Here is a 22404-nt window from a genome sequence, read left to right on the forward strand (position 1 = left end):
TCAGTCCGGGTCGATGACAGAAAATAAACCGGTTGAAAGATAGCGGTCGCCACGGTCACAGACAATACATACAATCACGGCATCCGGATTTTCCTCTGCCAGACGGATGGAAGCCCATACAGCCCCGCCGGAAGATGTCCCGGCGCTGATTCCCTCAAGCCGGGCCAGTCGGCGCATGGTTTTTTCTGCGGCCAGCTGTGGAATGTCAATCACCCGGTCAATCCGGCTGCGGTCAAAGATGGTCGGCAGGTATGCTTCCGGCCAGCGACGGATTCCGGCAATACTGGCACCATCTTCCGGTTGCAGACCAATGATCTGGATGTCCGGATTTTTTTCCTTCAGATATTTCGATACACCCATAATGGTCCCGGTGGTGCCCATGGAACTGACAAAATGCGTAATTTTACCGCCAGTCTGTGTCCAGATTTCCGGACCTGTGGTCAGGTAATGCGCTTCAACATTGTCCGGATTGCCAAACTGATTCAGCACCAAACCCTTGCCGTCCTGCTGCATCTGCAGTGCCAGATCCCGTGCGCCCTCCATCCCCTGCGCCTTTGTCACTTCAATGAGTTCAGCGCCATAGGCGCGCATGGCGTCCTTGCGCTCCTGGCTCATGTTGTCCGGCATGATCAGCTGCATTTTATAGCCACGCATGGCCGCCACCATCGCCAGTGCAATGCCTGTATTGCCACTTGTCGCCTCAATCAGGGTATCTCCCGGCCTGATCTGACCACGCTTTTCCGCCTGCATAATCATATTATAGGCCGGGCGGTCCTTGACCGAACCCGCCGGATTATTGCCTTCAAGTTTGGCCAGCACCGTTGCCTGAGTATGATCTGCCAGCCGCTGTAAACGCACCAGCGGCGTTTTGCCCACATAATGGTCCAGTAAAAATTCGTCTGCCAGAAAATCAGGTTGTGTATTACTCATCCATATGCACCTATATCGAGGTGGACTTATTGTATGAAAAAATACCTCACCCTGCACATCTTTCCGAGCCTTTTTATTGAATACAGGGCAAAACATTCTCATTTTTATAAAGCGTGTTAATATGCCCGCTATGGTGAATGAGCAGCTGAATCCATGTCGAATTTCAACAACAAACTCTTTAAACGTCTGAGGCTGAATCATGCCTATGGGCAATTAATTGCACTGATTTTTGTGCCCATCATGATTCTGGCCTGTGTCGGAGCCGCGCTCGTTCTTTCTGAAATCTCAAGCTCGGCAAAAGCCCAGCAGCGTTTTGCCGCAATTGCCATTCTCAGCCGCTATCAGCCCACTGCCGAACAACTGATGCAACGCCTTGCAACATCGGCCACCACGCAGTCTGACGCAGAAAATATTTTACAGAATATGCTCAATGAAAAGCATCTGCTCAGCGCTGCCATCCTGGATGCACAGAATAATAATCATGCCAGTGTCGGTTATCTGAGCAAAAGTAAATGGCCCGGAATTCCCACACAAAAAAGCTTTTTTGGCCCATTGCCGGACAAACAGAATAATATTTACGGTCTGCGGCTGAATACCGGCCCGCATCAGAACATGTGGCTGGTGATTAAACTGGACAACCAGCCTTTACAGATTTCACATTACCGGGTGATGATTGTCCTGATTACCACAGGCCTGCTGACCCTGTTACTGCTGCTGATCTGCCTGAATTTTTATTCAAGACGCTGGATTGCGCCGATGTATGAAATCCGGATGCAGTTACAGCGTTTGAATGCCGATACGCTTGATCAGCATATGGTGATTAACAGTACCGGCGAGTTGCGCCTGTTGCAAAGAGATATCGCCAATGTGGTCAAACGCCTGCATTTCAGCTTTCTGGAGCTCCGGGAACATACCGAACAGACTGAAGACGATCTGCGCCGCACACTGGACACGCTGGAGGTTCAGAACATTACCTATAAACAGGCACGCGATCAGGCCATTTCCTCCAACCAGGCAAAATCGGTTTTCCTGGCCAATATCAGCCATGAACTACGCACACCACTGAACAGTATAGATGGCTTTATTCATCTGATGCTGCGTCAGGGAAATCTGAGCAATGATCAGAGTTTATATTTACAGACCATCCGCAAGTCTTCGGCGCACTTACTGGCCCTGATCAATGATGTGCTTGATTTTTCCAAAATCGATGCCGGCAAACTGGAGCTTGAAACAGCACCCTTTGATCTGGAAGAAGTCATCTTTGATGTCATGGACATGCTGTCCCCACTGGCAGCACAGAAGCAGATTGATATGGCATTTTATTATGCCGCCAATATTCCACAACATGTCACCGGTGATGTGCTGCGGGTCAAGCAGATTCTGACCAACCTGATTTCCAATGCCATTAAATTCACCCCGGATGGTGAAATTATCGTCCGTGTCCGCATGGAACATAGTGATCCTGAACAGTGCCTGCTGCATTTCAGTGTGCAGGACAGTGGCATTGGCTTAAGTGGAACAGACCGCAAACGTCTGTTTGAGTCCTTCTCTCAGGGAGATGCGTCCGTCACCCGTCAGTTTGGCGGTACCGGACTGGGTCTCGCCATTTCAAAGCAACTGGTCAGCCTCATGCATGGTCAGATCGGTTTTGAAGACAACCAGGAACGTGCCCCCACTGAAAAGGGGTCCACCTTCTGGTTTACAGCAATGTTCGGTACCGGAGCCGAATCCGGCATTCAGCATCCAGAGTTCCCGGAGATCCACGTGGTATCGTATCTGGCGCATCCTGCAACGGCCAATGTATTGCGCTCTTATCTTGAAAATTATCAGGTCCGGCATACTGAAACACAATCCATCCTGGATCTGTTCAGCCGTCTGAATTCACTGTCACATGACCCGGAAAACACCTGGCTGATTGTTGACCACAGTGGCGATACCGAAGCATTATTAAAGGAAATCCGGGGCCGCTATCAGGGCAATCTGGCCGTGTATGGCTATCAGATGACGCTGGACCCATCCATGCTGACAGAGTTCAGGGCAAGGCCGGTGTATCAGCCACTGAGCCGTACTGCACTGATTCATTTACTGGATAACAAACCGCTGTTTGAACTGGAACAACATGATGACTTTAAGGATCGTGATCTGCATGTACTGGCTGTAGATGACCACTTACCGAATTTAATTGTACTGGAAGCCTTACTGGGTGAACTGAATGTCAAAACCACCCGTGCCCTGAGTGGTCAGGAAGCACTGAATATCCTGCAGCACAATATCGATCAGGGCCTGAAGCCCTTTGATCTTGTGTTTATGGATATTCAGATGCCGGTCATGTCAGGCATTGACACCACCCGTGCAATACGCTCACTGGAATCCACCCTGGATGGCATGCGTATGCCGATTATTGCCCTGACTGCCCATGCACTGGCCGATGAAAAGCAAAAACTGCTGAAAGTGGGCATGGATGACTATGTCACCAAACCCATCCAGATTGAACAGCTGATTCAGATTCTGACCCATTGGACCACAGACAAATTTGCTCATCCTGCCCTGCAGGCCGATCGGACTCCGTACATCGACGGGCTGAATCCGGATATTCTAAACTGGAAGCAGAGTCTGCAGCTGGCTGCCGGCAAGGAAGACCTTGCCCAGGATTTACTGCGTATGCTGGTGGAAAGTTTCCCTACGGAATTGACGGAAATACAGCAGCTGATCGAACTTGAAGATTTTCCGCAACTGGAGCATGTGCTGCATCGGCTGTATGGGGCAACCCGCTATGTCGGCACCCCCAGATTACAGCAGGTAACAGGGGATTTTGAACAGTTCATTTCCACCCTGAGAAAAGAACGTCGTAAGGCGGATGGGCAATTCATCCAGGACACTCTGCACCGGCTGGATGAGCTGCAACTGGTCATTCATGAAGTCAGCAGTGCTGCACAGCAGATTCTGAATAACTGATTCATGTTCAGCACTGCAAAAACAACCTGTCAGCATCAGCAACCTTATGGCGTTGATGACTGATTCCCCGCACATTTCTGCTATGGATCCATCCACAATACATGGCATACTGACGAACTGACAAGACCGGCAAAAGGAACACCATGACGCTATTACGTGTGGAAAAACAGGATGGTATTGCAACCGTGTATTTAAACCGCCCTGAAAAGCGCAATGCCATGAGTTTTGCAATGTTAAAGGCACTGATCACCACGGCAAAACAACTCAAAAAGGATCGCAGCATCCGCTGTGTAATTCTGACCGGTGAAGCCGGGGTATTCAGTGCTGGAATTGACCTGTCCGACTTAAACAACCCGAAAAATACCGCTTATGCCGCCTGGGAACTGATCAAACCGGGGCAAAGCCTGTTCCAGAAAGCATTCCTGATCTGGCAGGAACTTCCGGTCCCGGTGATTGCCGCAGTGGAAGGGTTCTGCTTTGGTGCCGGCATGCAGCTGGCGCTGGCCGCAGATATCCGTATTGCGCATCCGGACACGAAAATGTCAATCATGGAAAGCCGCTGGGGGCTAGTGCCGGATATGGGACTCAGCCGGACCCTCAGAGGAACCATCGGGCTTGACCTGGCCAAGGAACTGACGCTGACCGCCCGAATATTCGATGGTCACTATGCCCGGGACATCGGACTGGTGACGCATCTGGATGAACATCCACTGGCCAGGGCAAAAGCAATTGCCGCAGAAATGCAGCAGCGTTCACCGGACGCGCTGGTTGCAGTCAAGCGTGTCCTGGATGCCATGCAACTTGAGCCGCGCAAATCACTGCGTCTTGAAAAAATCTGGCAACTGAAACTGTTGATCGGCAAAAACAGTCAGTTGGCCCGCAAAAAAGATAAAAATCCTGAAGTGCAGTTTCTGGCACGTCAATACAAATAACCCGCGCCTGCACCTGATTCGGCGTGGCCGCCAGCAGCACCCTGATTGCCGAAGCCGTGGCGCTGGCTGAGCAGGCCGGTGTGGATACCACCCTGCTTGCACCGACACTGGCAGATGGCTTTGCTGATTCAAAACCATTTCAGATCTTGACACCACGCATGGCAACGCATAGTTTTGAACCTGTACAATGGAAAGTACAGACACTTTCCAGGGATTTAAACAATGCCATACAATTGACACAAAAATTTAAACTGAACATTCCCGTGGCCAGCAGCGCTCTGTTACAACTGAAAGCACATCAGGACAGCGGTTATGCTGAAGCAGATTTAGCCACCCTCATTCAGCAGGTTGAATTTTAAATCCAGTCCTGAACATGATTACAAAGTGCATGGAGAGCCGACGATGATCAAACTTGCAGTAAATCTATCCATGATTTTCACCGAAGTCCCCCTGATTGAACGATTCGCACTGGCACATGCCCAGGGGTTCAGTCATATTGAAATTCAGTTCCCCTATGAACTGAGCATTGATGATATCCGTGCTCAGCTGCAACAATATGACCTGACACTCTGCCTGATTAATGTCCCTGTTGGAGACTTAATGCAGGGTGGAAATGGCCTGGCCGGTATTCCCGGACGTGAAGTTGCCTTTCATCAGGCGCTGGAACTGGCCATTGAATATGCCACTGCACTCCAGGTGCCCAGTGTCAACATACTGGCTGGAAGACAACCGGAAGACAGCGACTTGCTGCCCTGCCTGAGCACACTGGCCAGCAACCTGAAACTCGCCAGTCATCTGCTGGCAGAACAACAGATTCAGCCGGTATTTGAAATGGTGAATGGCACAGATATGCCCCGCTTTCTGGTGCAGAATGTTGCACAGGCGCAGGAAATGCTGGAAGCAGTACAGCATCCCGCCTTAAAAATGCAATATGACTGTTATCATATGGCCATGATGGGTGAACCTGTACTTGAGGCACTCCAGGAAAATCTTGAGCAGATTGGGCATATTCAGTTTGCAGACTGCCCCGGACGTCACGAACCGGATACCGGGAAAATTAACTTTCAGACCATTTTTGAATGGCTGAAACACAGTGCATATACGGGTTATATTGCGGCAGAATACAAACCCCAATATCAGTCAAATCAATCTTTTGCCTGGAAAAATAAATACTTCAGCAACAACCACTCCATTTAGATGAATTGAAACGGCTGATTCCATCATTTGAATTTCCAGTGGAAAGGCGCTATATTAGACAGTGAGTAATTGTCAGGAAAATATACTTCATATGAATTTAGAACCATCGCCCAGCGTTTCTAATTCTCACGAACCCGTAATGAATTCTTCAAACAAAGATGTTCAGACCTGTTTAAAAGTCATCCATCAGGCCCTGCTTGATGTAAAGGCCAAAGAAATTCTTGAATTGGATGTCAGCACCATCAGCAATGTCTCAGATGCCATTGTGATTGCCAGCGGCACATCCACCCGTCATGTCAAAGCACTTGCCGACCATGTAGCTGATGAAGCACGCAAAGCCGGTTTCCGTCCTCTGGGTGTCGAAGGCGAACGTGATGCCGAATGGATCCTGATTGATCTCGGCTTTGTGGTGGTGCATGTCATGCTTCCAACAGCACGCAAATTCTATGATCTTGAAAGCCTGTGGCGTACCAACCCAATGGTATGAATGACAGCTATTGAATAACAGCATTGTCATGCAGCAAAAGCGACCCGATTGGTCGCTTTTTTAGCATTCAAAGTCTGGTCTGTCTGTTCAGTTCATAAAACCATCACAGCCAATAAACCACCACAGACGGTAAGGCGACAAACCAGCAATCAGGAATGTCGCTATCAATCATAAAAAAGCCACCCTAAGGTGACTTTTTACCAGGCTGATTCAGATCAGTGACCACCACCATTAATAGCTTTGGTCATATCTTCCACCACTTTCTTGGCATCCCCAAAGATCATCATGGTTTTTTCATTATAGAACAGATCATTGTCCAGGCCTGCATAACCGGTTGCCATGGAACGCTTGATCACCATAATGGTCCGTGCCTTATGGGCTTCCAGAATAGGCATGCCATAAATCGGTGAACTCGGATCATCCTTGGCAGCAGGGTTAACCACATCATTTGCACCGATGACCAGCACCACATCTGTTGCCGGGAAATCAGAGTTAATCTCATCCATTTCCAGGATATCTTCATAGGCCACATCTGCTTCCGCCAGCAGGACATTCATATGACCCGGCATACGACCGGCAACCGGATGAATGGCAAAACGAACCGTGACGCCCTGCTCTTTCAGCAATTCAGACAATTCCTTCACAGCATTCTGCGCACGGCCCTGTGCCATTCCATAACCCGGAACAATCACAACACTGTCAGCATTTGACATCAGGAACCCGGCATCATCAGCAGAACCGGAGCGGTAATTGCGCTGAACCTGTTCACCGCTATTTGCCGCTGCCGTGACAGTGCCCCCCATTGCACCACCGAAAAGTACATTGATGATGGAACGGTTCATGGCCTTACACATAATGTAGGACAAAATCGCACCGGATGACCCCACCAGTGAACCGGCAACAATCAGCATGTTATTTTCAAGTGTGAAACCAATCCCTGCGGCAGCCCAGCCTGAAAATGAGTTCAACAGGGACACCACCACCGGCATATCGCCCCCACCGACCGGTGCAATCCACACCCAGCCAAAGACCAGCGCCAGCGCTGTCATTGCCCAGAATGCACTCATATTGCCCGTGGTGAAGAAGTAAATGCCAGACACCAGCATGGCCAGGAAAACAATGGCCTGAACCGGTTTCACCCATGCACCGGAAATGGTTTTCGCCCATTTTTTGGCAGCCAGTTTACCATAGGCAAAAACCGAAGCGGTAAAGGTAATGGCACCGACAAAACATCCGACAAACAATTCGAACAAATGCACCTTGCTCATGTGAGCATGCTCAGCACCGGCCGCGGTCAAAGCAGCTTCATTCTGCGCAAATAACGCAGTCAGCTGGTTATTATGCAAAATAGCCGCAATGGCAATCAGAACTGCCGCCAAACCCACCAATGAGTGCATCAGCGCCACTGTTTCCGGCATCTGTGTCATCGGCACCGTGCGGGCACGGGCAATACCGACAATTGCCCCTAATATCATGGCACCGCCGATCATCCAGATCACCGGATGACTGGCCACAAAAAAAGTGGTGATCACGGCAATCGCCATGGCGATCATACCGTAACGATTTCCCTGAATTGCGGTTTTCGGACCGGATAAACCACGCAGGGTCAGAATAAAGAGGATTGCCCCAACCAGGTACAACCAATTCGCATTTTCCTGAATAAATTCCATGTCAATGCCCTCTTATTTCTTTTGCTTAGGCTTAAACATTTCCAGCATACGCGCAGTGACTGCGAATCCACCGAAAATATTAATACTTGCCAGAAATACAGCAACCGCACCCAGTACGCTCACCACGTTCACACTCTGGAATGCCGCATTTGCATCCACACCCAGGACCGGCATACCCACAGTCTGCAGCATTGCTCCGACAATAATGATCGAAGACAATGCATTGGTCACCGCCATTAATGGCGTATGCAATGCCGGGGTCACGCCCCAGACCACGTAGTAACCAACAAAAATGGCTAAGACAAAAATTGTAATAGTTTCAACCATGAATAGTCTCCTTAACCACGTTTTAACAGCACCTGGCCGCCATGAGTTACGAGTAGGGCTTTCTGAATTTCGTCTTCCTGATTCAGAACAAGGTTTTTCTCTGCATCAAACAGGGTTTCAACGAAATTAAAAACATTGCGTGCATACAGTGCCGACGCTTCAGTCGATACGGTCGATGGAATATTCGGAATGCCCAGAATGGTCACAGCATTATCTGTGACGACATTTTCACCGCATTTTGAGCCTTCAACATTACCGCCGCTTTCAACCGCCATATCCAGGATAATTGATCCCGGTTTCATTTTAGCAACGGTTTCCGCCCTGATTAAACGCGGTGCATCACGCCCTGGCAGCAATGCTGTGGTAATCACGATGTCTGCATTGGCAACCGCCTTATCCACAATAACTGCCTGATCACGGATGTACTGTTCACCCGGCATCCAGCCATAGCCATTTCTGGCCGCATCGGCAGCTTTCTGCTTTTCTTCATCCGACATTGGCACATCCAGCCATTTACCGCCCAGTGATTCAACCTGGTCGCGTGCAGTCGGACGCAAGTCAGTGGCTTCAACCACAGCACCCAGTCGCTTCGCCGTTGCAATCGCCTGCAGACCTGCAACACCCACCCCCATAATCACCACACGGGCAGGTTTTACCGTCCCGGCAGCGGTCATCAGCATGGGGAACATCCGCTGATATTCCGCAGCAGCAAGCAGTACAGACTTATAACCGGCAAGGTTGGCCTGAGAAGACAGCACATCCATATTCTGCGCACGGGACAACGTCCGCGGCAGAAGCTCAAGTGCAAATGCAGACAGCTGCTGTGATGCAAACTGATCCAGCTCAGTATTGCGGTATGGATCAAACATGGCCACAACGACGGTATCTGCAGCCAGTTTCTGAATCTCTTCACCCTTCGGTGCACGAACCTTCAGAATCAGCTGACTGCCTGTATAGGCATCATCCGTAATTTTTGCACCGGCCTGTTCATAAGCACTGTCAATATAAGCAGCCCTGACACCTGCTCCACGTTCAATGACGACACTATGGCCAGCGCCAGTCAACTTCTTTACCGTCTCTGGCGTAGCAGCTACACGATTTTCACCGACGACTGTTTCGGTTGGAATTCCGATCTGCATGAGCATTCCTCAAGCTAAGTTTTCTTAAAGTAGACATCGTGGATAAACAATGCCTCCCCCAGGATGCATTCTTTGTTGAATTTTTGGATTCTAATTGAACTTTTTAAAATTACCACCCAATATTTATTTAATAAATACCTATATTTTTAACTGATGATTCACTAACATCATTATATGAAATAATATGTATCGGTTTGCCTGCACCGTTAAAATCTATTGAAGCAGTCCTTTCAGCTTCCTATCATCCTCCTGAGAAATACGGATTTTTTCTACCGCCTCAGCATTCAGCAGAATGATTTTATTCTTTCATAGACAGTCATCCTTTTCTTTATAAATTCATGAAAAATAATTCAGCCATCATTTCCCCGCATGATAGTGCTGCAATTGAAGCAACATACCACCACCTGGAATGCACCCTTTTAAAGCATTCAATACCATCCTCCAGCACACTAACCTATAACCACCCTGCCCACTCATCATCTGAATGTATATCGACCTTTTATTTACAACACATGAATCAGGCGGCATACAACTGACAATCGGCAACAGCGCAACATGATGATCTGTTATATGACCTTTTTTCATGGAGTTGATTCTTTTTTTGCATTTCACCTGAAAAATTAAAAACTTTATACTGTGCATACCCTCCAGAACGTCCAGCCACGGATACGGACTCAGCCAGACGGATCACATGAACATCTCACTTTCCCGCAGCCAGGCAGGTGCTTTGTTTGCACTGTGCGCAGCCTTTTTATTCAGTATTAAAGCTATTTTCATTAAACAGGCCTACGCACTTTCCCCTTTGGTTGACAGCACAGTTTTGCTGACGCTGAGAATGGCCTGCGCCTTGCCTTTCTTTCTGATCATTTGCTGGTTTTCACGTCATCGTAACCGTGGTGTAAGCAAAAAAAGCTGGGGCCTGTTGTTCCTGGCCGGACTACTGGGCTATTATCTGGCCAGTTGGCTGGACTTTGCAGGCCTGATGTTTATCAGTGCTTCACTGGAAAGAATCATTTTATTTCTGTACCCCACGTTAACAGTCATTGCTTCCAGTTTTATTTATAAACAGCCCTTAAACATGAAAAGCGTATTTGCCATTGCATTAAGTTATGGCGGTACAGTGCTGGTCATGTTGCAGGAGCAGAGCAATATGCCGCATCAACATAATTTCTGGCTGGGTGTCAGCCTGGTGTTTGCCAGTGCCATCGCCTTTGCAGCATATCTGTTACTCTCTCCGCCCCTGATCAGAACCTTCGGCTCCTGGAATTTTACCGGGCTGACCCTCATTACGGCCTGTATCGGCATGCTGGTCCATTATTTTATGGTTACACCGGAACCGATCACTCTACTGACCCAGTTACCGACCAGCGTCATCTGGTATGGTATCGGACTGGGCCTGCTGGTGACCTTGCTGCCCACAATATTGCTGATGCAGGGCATTGAGCGGGTGGGCGCCTCACAATCTGCAATGATTGCATCCATCGGCCCCATCCTGACCATTGTACTGGCGGTTATTTTCCTGGATGAACAGTTGAACACTCTGCAATGGTTCGGTTGTCTGCTGAATATTATGGGTGTGATGATGATCACGCTGTCGAAAAAAAAGCCAGTGCATTAAAGACAGATTTCCGGCTGTATCAATATAATTCCCCTGTGATCAAAGTCCCGGGGTACAGTACAGATCGCCAGTATCTTTTATGCATGAATCATTTCACCTGTCAAAGGAAAATCAGAATGAAAAATCAGCCGGCACCCCGCTCAGCACCATTTGAATTGCTTAACCCGAATACACTTTATAATCCACGCCCTTTTGCGTATAGTCATATCGCCGAAGTAAAAAATTTCCTGCGTATCCTTCATATCTCAGGCCAGGGCGGCGAAAACAGTGAAGGACATTTATCCAGTCATTTTTCAGAACAACTGCATCAGGCTTTTTGCAATGTCCAGCATGCGCTGCAACATGTGGATGCAGCTTTAGGGGATATCGCTGTTTTAAGAATCCTGGTTGTTGACCACAGTCCTGAAAAACATCAGTTTTTAATTCAGGAAATACAGCAATTATGGAAAGATCAGGCTTTCCCGGCCTGTACACTGATTCCTGTGCCGTGCCTTGCCATACAGGGGATGCTGATTGAAATTGAAGCAACGGCCTACTGTCGTTAACGGAACTCATGGAGCACTATGAAATCTTCACCCGATATCAGCCAGAATAAGTCACTGCTCTGGCTGATGGCAATTGCCTGTGGTCTGTCTACAGGAGCCAACTATTATTGTCAGCCGCTGATTCACTCCATCCAGCAATATTTTGATGTTCCCGAATCACAGGTCGCCCTGACCGTCACTTTTGCCCAGATTTCCTATGCGCTGGGGTTATTGCTGATCGTTCCTGCCGGGGATATTGTCAACAAAACTAAATTCATTCCCTTGCTCATGTCTTTTACGGCCATCGGTTTGTTGATCTGTGCCTTTGCAATCAATCTACCCATGCTATGGCTGGGTACCGTCATCACCGGATTATTTTCTGTTGCAGCCCAGGTGCTGATTCCCCTGTCTGTTATGGCCACCCGACCGGAAAAAACCGGTGAAGTGATTGGTTTTCTCATGAGCGGTTTACTGGTCGGCCTGTTATTGTCCACCAGCTTATCGGGACTGTTGTCCAACCTCTTTCACTGGAAGCTGATTTATAGTTTAAGTGGCGCGCTGATGCTGCTGCTGGCGTTTTTACTGAAATCACGCTTACCCTATGTTATGGCCTACAAAATGGGCTATTTTCAGGTATTCCGCTCAATGGGTCAGTTACTCCGACAGGAAAGGCGCCTGATCTTACGTTCAGTTGTCGGTGGCTGTGCCTTTGCGGCCATGAGCATTCTATTTTCCACCATTGCCCTGCTGCTCACGTCCGAACCTTTCCAGCTTGCCGATGTCTTTGTCGGTGTGATCACGCTGGCCGGTGTATTTGGTGCCTTATCCACCCAGTACGCCGGCAAACTGGCTGATCGCGGTCTGACCGGCATTCTGACCACGCTGGGATGCGTTATTATGGCTATCAGCTGGTATTTTCTCTACATAGGTGGACATATACTGGTTAGTTATATTGCGGGCTATGGGTTGATAGCCCTGGGACTGGCCATGATTCACAGCAGTAATCAGAATATTATTTTCCGCATCAGACCAGATGCCAGGTCACGCATTAATGCCATTTACATGACTCTGTATTTCACGGGTGGTGCATGCGGTTCTATCCTGGGTGTATATGCCTGGTATCATGGCGGCTGGAACATGGCCTGCCTGGTCGGGCTTGGTCTGGTGCTGGGTGCCGCAGCTTTCTCTCTGCTCGATTACTTTTATGCTGCCAGATTGCAGAAAAGTTAATTTCCAGGCAAATGCTGTTGGTTATCCATTAGTTTTCTGTACTTTTGAATCATGGATGGTTGCCTTACCGTGGCGACATGGATAAGCAATTTAAAGGGTTTTGTCTATTGTAGCTCAAAAAGTGCATTTTGCTATATTCCATCTCTTGGGCGAATAGGAATACGTCCAGCAAAATCTGCCTCAGGTTCCATTAAAGTCTTTGTAATATCCTTACCATATTTCTTCTCAATCGCAATCAATGCATTATCTGTTAATTTTATCGGCCCAGATAAAGTTTTAGAAAAACCCAAACTCAGCATCGAGGCTTTAGCCAGCTGTCTTTCGTTTGGAGTAATATATTCTCCTGTTAATGGATCATTATCAGCACCTAAAGCTGCTGCAAGTTGACGGACAGTCATATCATTTATGAAATGTACAGCCTTTTGATCCAAAGTTTTCTCAGGTATTGGACAAACATATCCAGTCGGACAAGAAAATTTTTCTTCAGTATTTTCTTTGACTACCTTTCCATAATTCTCATCAATAATCGAAAAACCATTATTCTCCACCGCACTCTGCCCGACCACACCCGCAAGCTGCGCTTCAAACGCCGAATCGCCAACCGCACTACCCCCTAAATCGATAATGAGTTAGATCACTACCAGCCATTGAACCCTTAAGCTGTCTTCCTACGACTGTGGAAATAAAAGATACTCTGTTTTATTAGTATAGTAATCAATCCAGTTTTGAAGATATGCATACGGATAAGACAACTTGTATGGTTTCATAAAATCAACGATATCATGATATTCCTCTTCAGGAAGTGGCTGATATTGGATCAACTCTTTAGGTGCAATTTCATGATCAATGCCTAAATCAAAACCATGCAATGACGCCAGTTTTGCATAGACCACAACCTGAGGTTGTAAATAAAAATCATAATAGACAAGCGTATGTTTAGCTGCATCCTGAGCTATCTTCTTTGTAAAAAAAGGGGCCAATGCCTTTTTCATTCCTTCTAAATCTCGCTCTGCAAAAGCCAAAAAAAATTGAAAATCATATTTTCTTAATTCAAGTTCTTTAGCAAATTGCTTAATTTTTGGTATCGGAGCATCAAGCACTTTCTGGCTACGCTGTTTTAAGCGTTCTAATTGCTTTCCTTCCAGCATGAGTAAAGTGTTGTAAATCATTTGACGGTTTAAATCATATTCATCGTCTAAATCTTCTGTATTGTTAGCAACTTCCTCCATATTACGTATTAAAAAATCTCGTATTTCAGTACTATCGCTCATTAACATATGAAACATTGGGCTTTTTACATTATTGTTAAAGGCTGGAAAAAAGAACGGCATTGGATCATCATAGGTCACGCTTTCGAGTATTGCCAATTTCGAATAGACATAGGCACATTGCTTAAATTTGATTAAATCTTTATCAAATAACCAATAACCTGACATAAATGCACCTATCCCCATCAAAACTTCCGAGATAGCTGCGAATGGATTCCCCTTTCTTTCATTTATATAAGGTAGGGCATCCTTAGCAATAATATCTCCACGTTCAAAATAACTACGGATAACCATTGTCATATGGTCAAAGCGTTGCTGCGCATTTTTAAATTCTCGTCGCGCGCACATCATATTCATTTGCATAGGTAGCTTCCTTTTATTTCATCACTTTTTTAGAAACTGCAGGTTTGGAAGGAACTTGAACAGGAACGATCACCGCTTTACCTGTGGCACGATCAACACCTGTTACTGCTGTTTTTAATGTTCCTGCTCTTCTTGCTTGTAAAACAGCAATTCTAGCAGGATCATTTGTAGGTAATTCCCCGATAACTGCCATAATCCAGTCTGAAGATAATTGTGTATTACCACCTGCTGCATTAGAAGATAGTTTTACAGTTCCATTGGTAATTTGTTTACTGTCGGAAAGAATCGTCACACTGCCATCCTTTGCAACCCAGACATGGTCAAAACCATTATTTGAACCATATTTACCGCCTTTTACTACCGTAAATCCATTTTGTTTGGCTAAAGAGCTAAATAACTCTTCTGTTAACTGCCCACCTTTATCTTCACCTTTAGCAATTTTATTCACTAAATTTTGATCAGCTTTAGAATCGACTTTTAACGTTGTTTGATTTGCTGTTACTTTCGCCTTATTTACATGCCCTTTCTCTGTTGCTACTGCTACGCCTTTTTCCAGGGCTTTTTTCATTTCGGCTAAGTCGCCAGCTTTTTCAGCAACTTTATAAGCGTTACGTGCTTCGCCAAGTCCGGGTACAATTCCAGCGACTCCCCAAAGTACGTCAGCTGCAGATTGTGCCTGTGCAAAGGTTTGAATATCACCAATTACAGGTATAAAACCAGTTCCTATCCAAAGTACTTCCCGGCGCTCATTATACATCTGAGCAGAACAAGCAGATGCACTCAAACCTGAACAATTATTTTTTCTATATAATTCATCTTGTTCTTTAACGAGGTCTTCTGCCTCCTGAGCCAGTGTCTTGCCTTTCAAATGTGCATTAACCATATCAGAAACAGTATTATTCTCCACCGCATTCTGCCCGACCACACCCGCAAGCTGCGCATTAAATGCTGAATCACCCACTGTTCCTCCAACCACTGCGCCTATCGCTGCAGTCAGATCCCGGATATGGGTCTTCACATCTTTCAAATTTGATAATCTTTACATCAACAAACTGAATAGCCACTAAGAATCTAGATACACGCCAGCTTCATTTCATAAAACGTCTCGAAGTCCTTTGGCGACCGCTGGTCGTTAGCACCATGGCGACGTTTCACGTTGTAGAACATCTCAATATACTCAAATATATCTGATCTAGCTTCAGCACGCGTTGAATATATTTTCCGTTTAACTCTTTCTCGTTTCAGTAATTGGAAAAAGCTCTCTGCCACAGCATTATCGTGACAGTTGCCGCGACGGCTCATGCTGCTTTCCAAACCATGTTGCTTCAGAAAGGCTTGCCATTCATGACTGGTATATTGGCTACCTTGGTCAGAGTGAACCAATACTTTATTTGTTGGCGATCTACGCCAAACTGCCATCAATAAAGCATCAAGAACTAGCTCTTTAGTGATCATTGGTTTCATAGACCAGCCAACGACTAACCTTGAGAAAAGGTCAATCACAACAGCTAAATACAGCCAGCCTTCATGAGTACGGATATAAGTGATATCTGTTGCCCATGCTTGATTTGGCTGTGCAGGATTAAACTGCCGATCTAATGTATTGGCTTGAACAATAGGTTGATAGCCCTTTGAATATCCTGGTTTTCGATAGCCACGTTGGGATTTCAAGCCTTCCTGTCGCATCAGTCGATGTACACGATTAACTCCACAAGGCTCACCAATATCACGCAAGTCACAGAAAATCTTGCGATAGCCATATACACCGCCTGACTCTAACCAAAACTGTTTAATCAGGCCTGACAGTTGTTTGCTACGTTTGGCTGTAGCACTCAAAGGTTGTTTCAACCATGCATAATAGCCACTGGGATGAACCTCCAGTACCGAGCACATTCTATAAATTGACCAGACCTGCTGGTGATCCTTGATAAAGGCGTACCTCATTTTGACTGGCTGGCGAAGTACGCCGCGGCCTTTTTTAAGATATCACGCTCTTCTGTAACTCGTTGCAGCTCTTTCTTTAATCGAGCCAACTCTTTGGTTTGATCTTCAAGAGCAGTAGCTTGGGGTGTTTTAGGAAAGTATTTCTTAACCCAAGCATAAACACTATGGGTCGTTGTGCCTAATCTTCCCGCAACCTCTGCAACACTGTAGCCTTTCTCAATGACTTGCTGCGCTGCTGCAATCTTGAACTCTTCGGTAAATCGTTTGCCACTCATAAAAACACCTCTTAATTAGCTATTTTATCTAACTATTCGGTATCGACAAACTTAGTGGCTATTCAAACAATTCGGACAAAAAGTAAATAACGCATATAAACACATTAAGATCAATGTTGCCATTAAACCACAAACTCTTAAATTAACATCCAAGCCACTTGAACTTTTATTTATTGAAGGCATACCTAACACAGGAACATTAAAGAGTGTTAATACAAATGGCGCAGGAGTAAACAGAAGAATAATCATTTCAGGGATATAAATCGGTAAATTCATAACAAAGTAATACCTTATTGTACATAGTGTACAAAATACAATTGAAAAAATAGTAAGATATTTACGATATTTCCCCATGATGTAATTTAATAATAAATCTTTTAACATTTTAGCATCCTGGTTGTTTTGGATCTTGCTTACATTGATAAATAGCCTCACCTGCTTTACCACCAATTTCGCCGGATATAGCATTATGGATATTTTTTGCTCCCTGTGACACGGGAACATTTTTCAATACCGCTCCCGAACCAAATGAACCTAGTGCTGAGCCAAATATTTCTAAAACTTTTTGCTCCTGTGTTTTTTTATTATCAACCAAGATACTTAATGTTCCTAAAGCTGCGCCTGCAGCACCTATAGGCTTTGTATATGGTGAGGGATAAGCACCAATAATTGTAGAAACTTTACCCGCCTTATCTAAGACCTCAACTGCATCTTCATTTGTGATTTCAACTCCATTTCCTCTTAAGCTTTTATTAACTTCTTCTTGTAATTTTTTATCACTCCATCCATTCTCAATTCCATATTCAGCCAATGATTGAGCTGCAGCCATCCGATCTGGATGAACAGGGAAAATTGTAAGCCCATTATTCTCCACCGCATTCTGCCCGACCACACCCGCAAGCTGTGCATTAAATGCTGAATCACCCACTGTTCCTCCAACCACTGCGCCTATCGCTGCAGTCAGATCCCGGATCTGCGTCTTAGCACCCTCTGGCAATAAATTCGGATCGAATTGACCCGTCTGTGGATTAATGGCTGTTTTGCCATCATTATAGCGTTCCGCTAAGTAATCCGCCGCGGCCTCACTCGCCACCGCTGCACTGCCGCCTGCCGCAGGATTTCCTCCATTCACATAGGCCAGCGCTGCGCCCAGTATCGCATGATTGACCAGTTGCGCTGCGGTGTTTTTATCCTCCCCATGTCCAAACTGCTGGCCAATCCCCTGTGCAATATACGGTGCAAGTGTATAGGGGCTTATTGATTAGATAATTATCTTGCTAAATAAGCCCCTATAAATAATGTTATTTTGTAACAAAGCTTAATTACACCGTCTTTCATCTCTATCAACAATTGGTTTTATTAACTCTCCCCACCAGTAAAGACCATCCCTTATATTCTCAGGCAAATCATAACAATGGTCGAATAAAGAATCTATTTGATCTAAAACAAAATTAAACTCGTTTTTATTTAATTCATCAAAACGCATAAAAATGGTTTGTTCAACTATTTTTTCATATATTGTTGGATACTTATCCTCAAAGAGGTATGAAATCAGATTGGATATATAATCATCAGCTGTTGAGTTAATATTAACACTTAACAATATTTTATCAGAAAGAGTTTTTTCCTTACCAATAATATAGGTCATACTCATATTTTTATCTCACTATTAAAATTTTTTCTCGTTGTGAAGAAGATAGGCTTTTCATAAAGTCATTAAAAATTACCTGATTATGGGGATCTAGAACTCTAAAGTCTACAGGCACAACATCAGCCTTATTAAGATGATCAATTATTTGCTGTTTACCTGGTGGTAAACTACCCTCAACAATTGATTGCGTCATATTTTTTTCATAAAACTTATTTAACCCATCTATTTCCTTCTGACTTAGATTCTTTGTACTGTATATAATATCAACTTTTTTCCCACTCGCTGTTATAAAATCATAATCTGCTCCTGCTGGGGCACGCTCCATTTTCCCCAAAACTTTCTCAAGCTGAGCTGCTGTTGCTGCTTCCGCCGGATTTAATTTACCATTCCCCCCTACATCTTTTGTATTTAATCTAGCTTGCCCTTCTAAAGGCGTGTCGGTAACCTTTATTTCTTTTACGTCTTCTGCATTTTTTATAATTTGATTTTGATTTACATCTATTTTGTTTTTTCCAAACCACCCTTGAACAGTATCTGTTACTTTTGTCCAAACTCCTGATTTACTTGCCACAACAACAATTGGCTCTAATAGCTTAGCCGCGCCCCATGATACAGCTGTTGTAGCTATTGTTTCACCACCTTTTTCCAATATCTCTTTTTCTGTTGCATAACGTTCACCTACTCTTGGAGCACATGAATAACCTGCAACTTTAATACAAACAATAAAGTCTCCATCTCCATTAATTTTGTATGTACTATTATCCTTGATCGCTTGTAACTGCTCCTGGCCATATTGCCCAGTTTTATCATTTTTAATTTCATCTATCTCATGTGGCATTAACACATTTTCCAATGCGTTATTCTCCACCGCATTCTGCCCGACCACACCCGCAAGCTGCGCATTAAATGCGGAATCGCCAACTGTTCCTCCAACCACTGCGCCTATCGCTGCAGTCAGATCCCGGATCTGGGTCTTGGCATCCTCCGGCAATAAGTTCGGATCGAATTGACCCGTCTGTGGATTAATGGCTGTTTTGCCATCATTATAGCGTTTCGCTAAGTAATCCGCCGCGGCCTCACTCGCCACCGCCGCACTGCCGCCTGCCGTAGGATTCCCTCCATTCACATACGCAAGCGCTGCGCCCAGTATCGCATGATTCACCAGTTGCGCTGCGGTGTTTTTATCTTCCCCATGCCCGAACTGCTCGCCAATCTCCTGGGCAACGTATGGCGCAAGGGTGTTCGCTGCAACCTGTACATCCGTTTGTCCGCCGAGTGCTCCCGTAACTGCCATGGTCACCGCATTCAATGCACGACTCTTATCTCCGCCCATGCCCCAGGCCCGGGCCTGGTCAGAGGCTGATTTATAGCTTTCTGAGTTATTTTTCAGAATGTCCTGTTTCTCTGCTTCACTGGTGGAGTTCCGGTATTCATCCCATTCTTTTCCGCCTCTGGCCTGTAGTTCGGCTATCGCTGTCTGTTCTGTTCTTTGTTTCTCCGCTTCCGCCTGTTGTTGCTGATTCTGACTATAGGTTCTGGTGGCTGCCGCAATGGTTGAGGTCGCATCGGCTATGCTTTTCTGTTTGTCCAGGATCTCCTGTAAGTTGGGTAGTGTGTCTACACTGCGATGTGCTGTAGCGGCATCATGGTGAATCCCAAGCGCTGTCGTGGTGGTTTTTTGACCGCCAATGGTGATGTTGCCTTCGCTCAGGGTTGCACGGGTGACACTGCTGTCTTTGTCCGACTCATATTGTGGCAGGACTGGACTGAAGCTGGTTGCATTGCGCCAGTTTTCGTTATTGGTCGGATTGGCTGCTTGAGTGGTCTGAGTCCCTGTTCCTGACTTGTCTTTGTTAAAGCTGGAGCTGGTGCCACCGGATAAACCGACGCTTTTTGCATCATAGGCACTCCGGTTTTGAATGTCGCTGAAGGTCAGACTATTTGCTGTTAAATCGTTATTTTCTTTCTTTGCTGTTGAAACAATGGCACCACCCTGAAGGTCGACACTGTCTGCTTTGACATGGTAACCGCCATCGCCTGCAAATAAGCCTGTCTGTTGTTTCACACTATTCGACTGGCCATTGGCTTCGCTGCTGCTGTAGTTGCCTGAGGCTTGCCATGCTGTCCCTAAGGACGCCTGTACACGGCCACCAACGCCCATTTGTTCTATCTGCCGGTTTTCGCTGTCCTGTGGACTGATCACACTCAGCTGGCCACCCACATCCGCATCTATGCGCTCGGCTGTGGCCTGTGCGCCATTCAGCGTGGTATCGCCTGTGCTCTTTAGACTGATCCGGTCTGCATCCAGGCGGGTATTGCTGTGGCGGGTACTGTCCTGATGGGTACTGCCTTTGCCATAACCCGCTTCGCCATAAATGTAGACAAACCTGCCGACACCACATCTAATAGCATACCCGCTTTTTGCCAGTGGCTGGCATTCTTGTCTTATCTTCTTTCCTGCTGATAACCTGCCCATACTAAATTTGGCGTTCCATTCCACCTTTATTAGAAATTAGATTTCCAAATAAATATAATTTTCTAAATCTGGGGATGATTTATTAAAATCCACCCATGCATTTAAAATTTTCCTAAAATTCTCTAAAGATAAATAAACATAGTATTCATCATCATAGAGTGAATATAACTTAACTCTGCCATCAACATACTCACTCCCCCAAGAATCACGATCCCATATTATTGGAGTATGACTATTTTCTGCATCTTCAAATATCCCCCCCCCTTTTTCTAACCAAGCGATTGAATTTATTCCTGCATCGTCAGTTAATACACCATGCAAACAATTAATTATCTGCTCATCTACACATTTAATTTCAACTGCAGGCAGTAATTTATGTTGTTCAATACCATCAGAATACCAATAAAACTTTATCTTCATATATAGCTCCAATCTTCTATTGCGTCGGAGGTTTTGGATAAACAGTAGTTTTAGGTTGTAAATAACCAGCAACTTCAACCCCACTTGGTGTTTTTCCTTGCCACATATTAGGTCTATTAGGAACAGGCTGACGATTCTTATAGGCAGCATCTACCTCAACCTTAAGCCTATCAGCAGACCAACTATCTGGGAACATAGTTGAAACACCACCATTATTGGTCTTATTCACATATTGTCCAGACTTATCGGATACCGCAACTCTAGCTTGGTAAACTCCATTTTTATCTGGCTTCCCTATAACTTGCAGAACTTTAATATTTCCAGTTGCCGTAGAATGTCCACCAACAACACTACCATTTGGTTTAACCTCTGCACTTAAAATATGTCCGTCGAAATCAATCGGGGCTGTTACTTGATTTACTCGTTTGCTAGCTTGCTGATTAATAACCGTATCATTTAGCTTACTAGATAAATTTTCCCCCTTAGGATTATTCTTGATTTTTTCTAAGGCTTTCTTTTCCTCATCAATAGAATTTGTTTTAGATTTCCCACCAGACGCTCCATTCACTTGAACATTCAGATTCGGATCAAAATCAGCTTTAAGTCCTAATACAATTTTCCCTCCTTTCTTCGCTACCGTAACTGCGCCTGCACTAATTGCCGCTGTAAGAGTATTTAAAGCTACTGTCATTTCTACATTACCTAACTTTTCAAATTCGGCTGGGGTATCTCCTGCAGTATTCACAGTAGCTATGGTTTTACCTGTGTCTATAAGGTCTCCAGGGATTTGTTTTACCCCTTCATAGAGGGCTTTCGCCAGACCTTTTGGATCATTTTTCAAAGCGTCATAAAGTTCCTGGGGTACATTGGGTAAGTTCTTCAGATCATCAGTAAATTTCGTCATCGCCTGATCCGCACCTTTCTGATAGGCCGCCTCTTGTCTTGCATCCATCTCGTTATATTTCTGACGGCATTCTGCCCCCCAGCAGGTTAAGGCA

General features: G+C 45.6%; 19 protein-coding genes and 4 pseudogenes. 8 read left to right on the plus strand and 15 right to left on the minus strand.

All coding sequences use genetic code 11. The annotated features are described in order from the left end of the window. Positions 1-930, minus strand: coding sequence for a cysteine synthase CysM (cysM, locus tag ACT6PV_RS11765; protein ID WP_445116531.1), 930 nt, complete (start codon positions 928-930; stop codon positions 1-3). A 153-nt stretch (positions 931-1083) separates the two neighbouring features. On the opposite strand from cysM, the gene ACT6PV_RS11770 reads away from it, so the two are divergent. The 5 genes and pseudogenes from ACT6PV_RS11770 (at position 1084) to rsfS (ending at position 6501) form a co-directional block, all read left to right on the plus strand. Further along, the gene (locus tag ACT6PV_RS11770) at positions 1084-3885 is read left to right on the plus strand and encodes a GacS-like sensor histidine kinase (RefSeq protein WP_445116532.1); all 2802 of its coding nucleotides are present in this window, start codon (positions 1084-1086) and stop codon (positions 3883-3885) included. 143 nt (positions 3886-4028) lie between these two features. Beyond that, positions 4029-4817 carry a crotonase/enoyl-CoA hydratase family protein gene (locus tag ACT6PV_RS11775; RefSeq protein ID WP_445116533.1) on the plus strand — a complete coding sequence of 263 codons (789 nt, stop codon included), beginning with the start codon at positions 4029-4031 and terminating at the stop codon, positions 4815-4817. 23 nt (positions 4818-4840) lie between these two features. Then, positions 4841-5176, plus strand: a pseudogene (locus tag ACT6PV_RS11780) (NAD-binding protein); the annotation flags it as partial. Between the two features lie 43 nt (positions 5177-5219). Then, the gene (locus ACT6PV_RS11785) at positions 5220-6014 is read left to right on the plus strand and encodes a hydroxypyruvate isomerase family protein (RefSeq protein WP_445116534.1); all 795 of its coding nucleotides are present in this window, start codon (positions 5220-5222) and stop codon (positions 6012-6014) included. Positions 6015-6105: 91 nt separating this feature from the next. Beyond that, positions 6106-6501, plus strand: coding sequence for a ribosome silencing factor (rsfS, locus tag ACT6PV_RS11790; protein WP_445116535.1), 396 nt, complete (start codon positions 6106-6108; stop codon positions 6499-6501). 215 nt (positions 6502-6716) lie between these two features. On the opposite strand, the gene ACT6PV_RS11795 is transcribed toward rsfS, so the two are convergent. From ACT6PV_RS11795 to ACT6PV_RS11805, 3 genes are read right to left on the minus strand one after another with little or no spacing between them, the layout of a single operon-like run. After that, positions 6717-8171, minus strand: a complete 1455-nt coding sequence (locus ACT6PV_RS11795; RefSeq protein ID WP_445116536.1) for an NAD(P)(+) transhydrogenase (Re/Si-specific) subunit beta — start codon at positions 8169-8171, stop codon at positions 6717-6719. 12 nt (positions 8172-8183) lie between these two features. Then, on the minus strand, positions 8184-8498 hold the full coding sequence (locus ACT6PV_RS11800) for a proton-translocating transhydrogenase family protein (protein ID WP_445116537.1): 315 nt from the start codon (positions 8496-8498) through the stop codon (positions 8184-8186). 11 nt (positions 8499-8509) lie between these two features. Then, entirely contained in the window at positions 8510-9637 is a 1128-nt protein-coding gene (locus ACT6PV_RS11805) for a Re/Si-specific NAD(P)(+) transhydrogenase subunit alpha (protein WP_445116538.1), read from the minus strand. A 691-nt stretch (positions 9638-10328) separates the two neighbouring features. On the opposite strand from ACT6PV_RS11805, the gene ACT6PV_RS11810 reads away from it, so the two are divergent. The 3 genes from ACT6PV_RS11810 (at position 10329) to ACT6PV_RS11820 (ending at position 13009) form a co-directional block, all read left to right on the plus strand. Next, a complete protein-coding gene (locus ACT6PV_RS11810) occupies positions 10329-11255 on the plus strand; it encodes a DMT family transporter (RefSeq protein WP_445116539.1) in 927 nt (308 codons plus the stop codon). 116 nt (positions 11256-11371) lie between these two features. After that, positions 11372-11800, plus strand: coding sequence for a RidA family protein (locus ACT6PV_RS11815; protein ID WP_445116540.1), 429 nt, complete (start codon positions 11372-11374; stop codon positions 11798-11800). 18 nt (positions 11801-11818) lie between these two features. Continuing rightward, positions 11819-13009, plus strand: coding sequence for an MFS transporter (locus ACT6PV_RS11820; RefSeq protein ID WP_445116541.1), 1191 nt, complete (start codon positions 11819-11821; stop codon positions 13007-13009). A gap of 131 nt (positions 13010-13140) precedes the next feature. Here the strand turns inward: ACT6PV_RS11820 and ACT6PV_RS11825 are convergent, their stop codons facing one another. The 11 genes and pseudogenes from ACT6PV_RS11825 to ACT6PV_RS11875 form a co-directional block, all read right to left on the minus strand. Then, positions 13141-13575: a hypothetical protein gene (locus ACT6PV_RS11825; RefSeq protein WP_445116542.1), complete on the minus strand. Its 435-nt coding sequence runs from the start codon at positions 13573-13575 to the stop codon at positions 13141-13143. Between the two features lie 102 nt (positions 13576-13677). Beyond that, positions 13678-14640: an immunity 49 family protein gene (locus ACT6PV_RS11830; RefSeq protein ID WP_445116543.1), complete on the minus strand. Its 963-nt coding sequence runs from the start codon at positions 14638-14640 to the stop codon at positions 13678-13680. An 886-nt stretch (positions 14641-15526) separates the two neighbouring features. Beyond that, positions 15527-15664, minus strand: a pseudogene (locus tag ACT6PV_RS11835) (VENN motif pre-toxin domain-containing protein); the annotation flags it as partial. A gap of 47 nt (positions 15665-15711) precedes the next feature. Continuing rightward, positions 15712-16859 (minus strand): IS3 family transposase gene (locus ACT6PV_RS11840; protein ID WP_445114756.1). Its coding sequence is split into 2 segments (ribosomal slippage): positions 15712-16613 and positions 16613-16859, totalling 1149 coding nucleotides; the frame shifts between segments, so codons are not numbered across the junction. A 51-nt stretch (positions 16860-16910) separates the two neighbouring features. After that, entirely contained in the window at positions 16911-17243 is a 333-nt protein-coding gene (locus ACT6PV_RS11845; RefSeq protein ID WP_445116544.1) for a hypothetical protein, read from the minus strand. Between the two features lie 469 nt (positions 17244-17712). Beyond that, a pseudogene (locus ACT6PV_RS11850) lies at positions 17713-18117 on the minus strand (VENN motif pre-toxin domain-containing protein); the annotation flags it as partial. 60 nt (positions 18118-18177) lie between these two features. Further along, the gene (locus tag ACT6PV_RS11855; protein WP_445116545.1) at positions 18178-18513 is read right to left on the minus strand and encodes a hypothetical protein; all 336 of its coding nucleotides are present in this window, start codon (positions 18511-18513) and stop codon (positions 18178-18180) included. Positions 18514-18517: 4 nt separating this feature from the next. Next, entirely contained in the window at positions 18518-19348 is an 831-nt protein-coding gene (locus tag ACT6PV_RS11860; protein WP_445117104.1) for a hypothetical protein, read from the minus strand. Between the two features lie 12 nt (positions 19349-19360). After that, a pseudogene (locus ACT6PV_RS11865) lies at positions 19361-20893 on the minus strand (hemagglutinin repeat-containing protein); the annotation flags it as partial. 129 nt (positions 20894-21022) lie between these two features. Further along, on the minus strand, positions 21023-21406 hold the full coding sequence (locus ACT6PV_RS11870) for a hypothetical protein (protein ID WP_445116546.1): 384 nt from the start codon (positions 21404-21406) through the stop codon (positions 21023-21025). Between the two features lie 16 nt (positions 21407-21422). After that, entirely contained in the window at positions 21423-22358 is a 936-nt protein-coding gene (locus ACT6PV_RS11875) for an EndoU domain-containing protein (RefSeq protein ID WP_445117105.1), read from the minus strand. Positions 22359-22404 lie beyond the last annotated feature (46 nt).

The sequence above is a fragment of the Acinetobacter sp. WZC-1 genome (assembly GCF_052544965.1).

Excerpts from the sequence above, each read along its gene's own strand:
- ACT6PV_RS11875 (WP_445117105.1), bottom strand. The coding sequence starts at position 22,358 with ATGGATGCAAGACAAGAGGCGGCCTATCAGAAAGGTGCGGATCAGGCG.
- cysM (WP_445116531.1), bottom strand. The coding sequence starts at position 930 with ATGAGTAATACACAACCTGATTTTCTGGCAGACGAATTTTTACTGGAC.
- ACT6PV_RS11800 (WP_445116537.1), bottom strand. The coding sequence starts at position 8,498 with ATGGTTGAAACTATTACAATTTTTGTCTTAGCCATTTTTGTTGGTTAC.
- ACT6PV_RS11795 (WP_445116536.1), bottom strand. The coding sequence starts at position 8,171 with ATGGAATTTATTCAGGAAAATGCGAATTGGTTGTACCTGGTTGGGGCA.
- ACT6PV_RS11785 (WP_445116534.1), top strand. The coding sequence starts at position 5,220 with ATGATCAAACTTGCAGTAAATCTATCCATGATTTTCACCGAAGTCCCC.
- ACT6PV_RS11815 (WP_445116540.1), top strand. The coding sequence starts at position 11,372 with ATGAAAAATCAGCCGGCACCCCGCTCAGCACCATTTGAATTGCTTAAC.
- ACT6PV_RS11830 (WP_445116543.1), bottom strand. The coding sequence starts at position 14,640 with ATGCAAATGAATATGATGTGCGCGCGACGAGAATTTAAAAATGCGCAG.
- ACT6PV_RS11810 (WP_445116539.1), top strand. The coding sequence starts at position 10,329 with ATGAACATCTCACTTTCCCGCAGCCAGGCAGGTGCTTTGTTTGCACTG.
- ACT6PV_RS11860 (WP_445117104.1), bottom strand. The coding sequence starts at position 19,348 with ATGCCACATGAGATAGATGAAATTAAAAATGATAAAACTGGGCAATAT.
- ACT6PV_RS11820 (WP_445116541.1), top strand. The coding sequence starts at position 11,819 with ATGAAATCTTCACCCGATATCAGCCAGAATAAGTCACTGCTCTGGCTG.
- rsfS (WP_445116535.1), top strand. The coding sequence starts at position 6,106 with ATGAATTTAGAACCATCGCCCAGCGTTTCTAATTCTCACGAACCCGTA.
- ACT6PV_RS11770 (WP_445116532.1), top strand. The coding sequence starts at position 1,084 with ATGTCGAATTTCAACAACAAACTCTTTAAACGTCTGAGGCTGAATCAT.
- ACT6PV_RS11775 (WP_445116533.1), top strand. The coding sequence starts at position 4,029 with ATGACGCTATTACGTGTGGAAAAACAGGATGGTATTGCAACCGTGTAT.
- ACT6PV_RS11805 (WP_445116538.1), bottom strand. The coding sequence starts at position 9,637 with ATGCAGATCGGAATTCCAACCGAAACAGTCGTCGGTGAAAATCGTGTA.
- ACT6PV_RS11845 (WP_445116544.1), bottom strand. The coding sequence starts at position 17,243 with ATGTTAAAAGATTTATTATTAAATTACATCATGGGGAAATATCGTAAA.
- ACT6PV_RS11855 (WP_445116545.1), bottom strand. The coding sequence starts at position 18,513 with ATGAGTATGACCTATATTATTGGTAAGGAAAAAACTCTTTCTGATAAA.
- ACT6PV_RS11870 (WP_445116546.1), bottom strand. The coding sequence starts at position 21,406 with ATGAAGATAAAGTTTTATTGGTATTCTGATGGTATTGAACAACATAAA.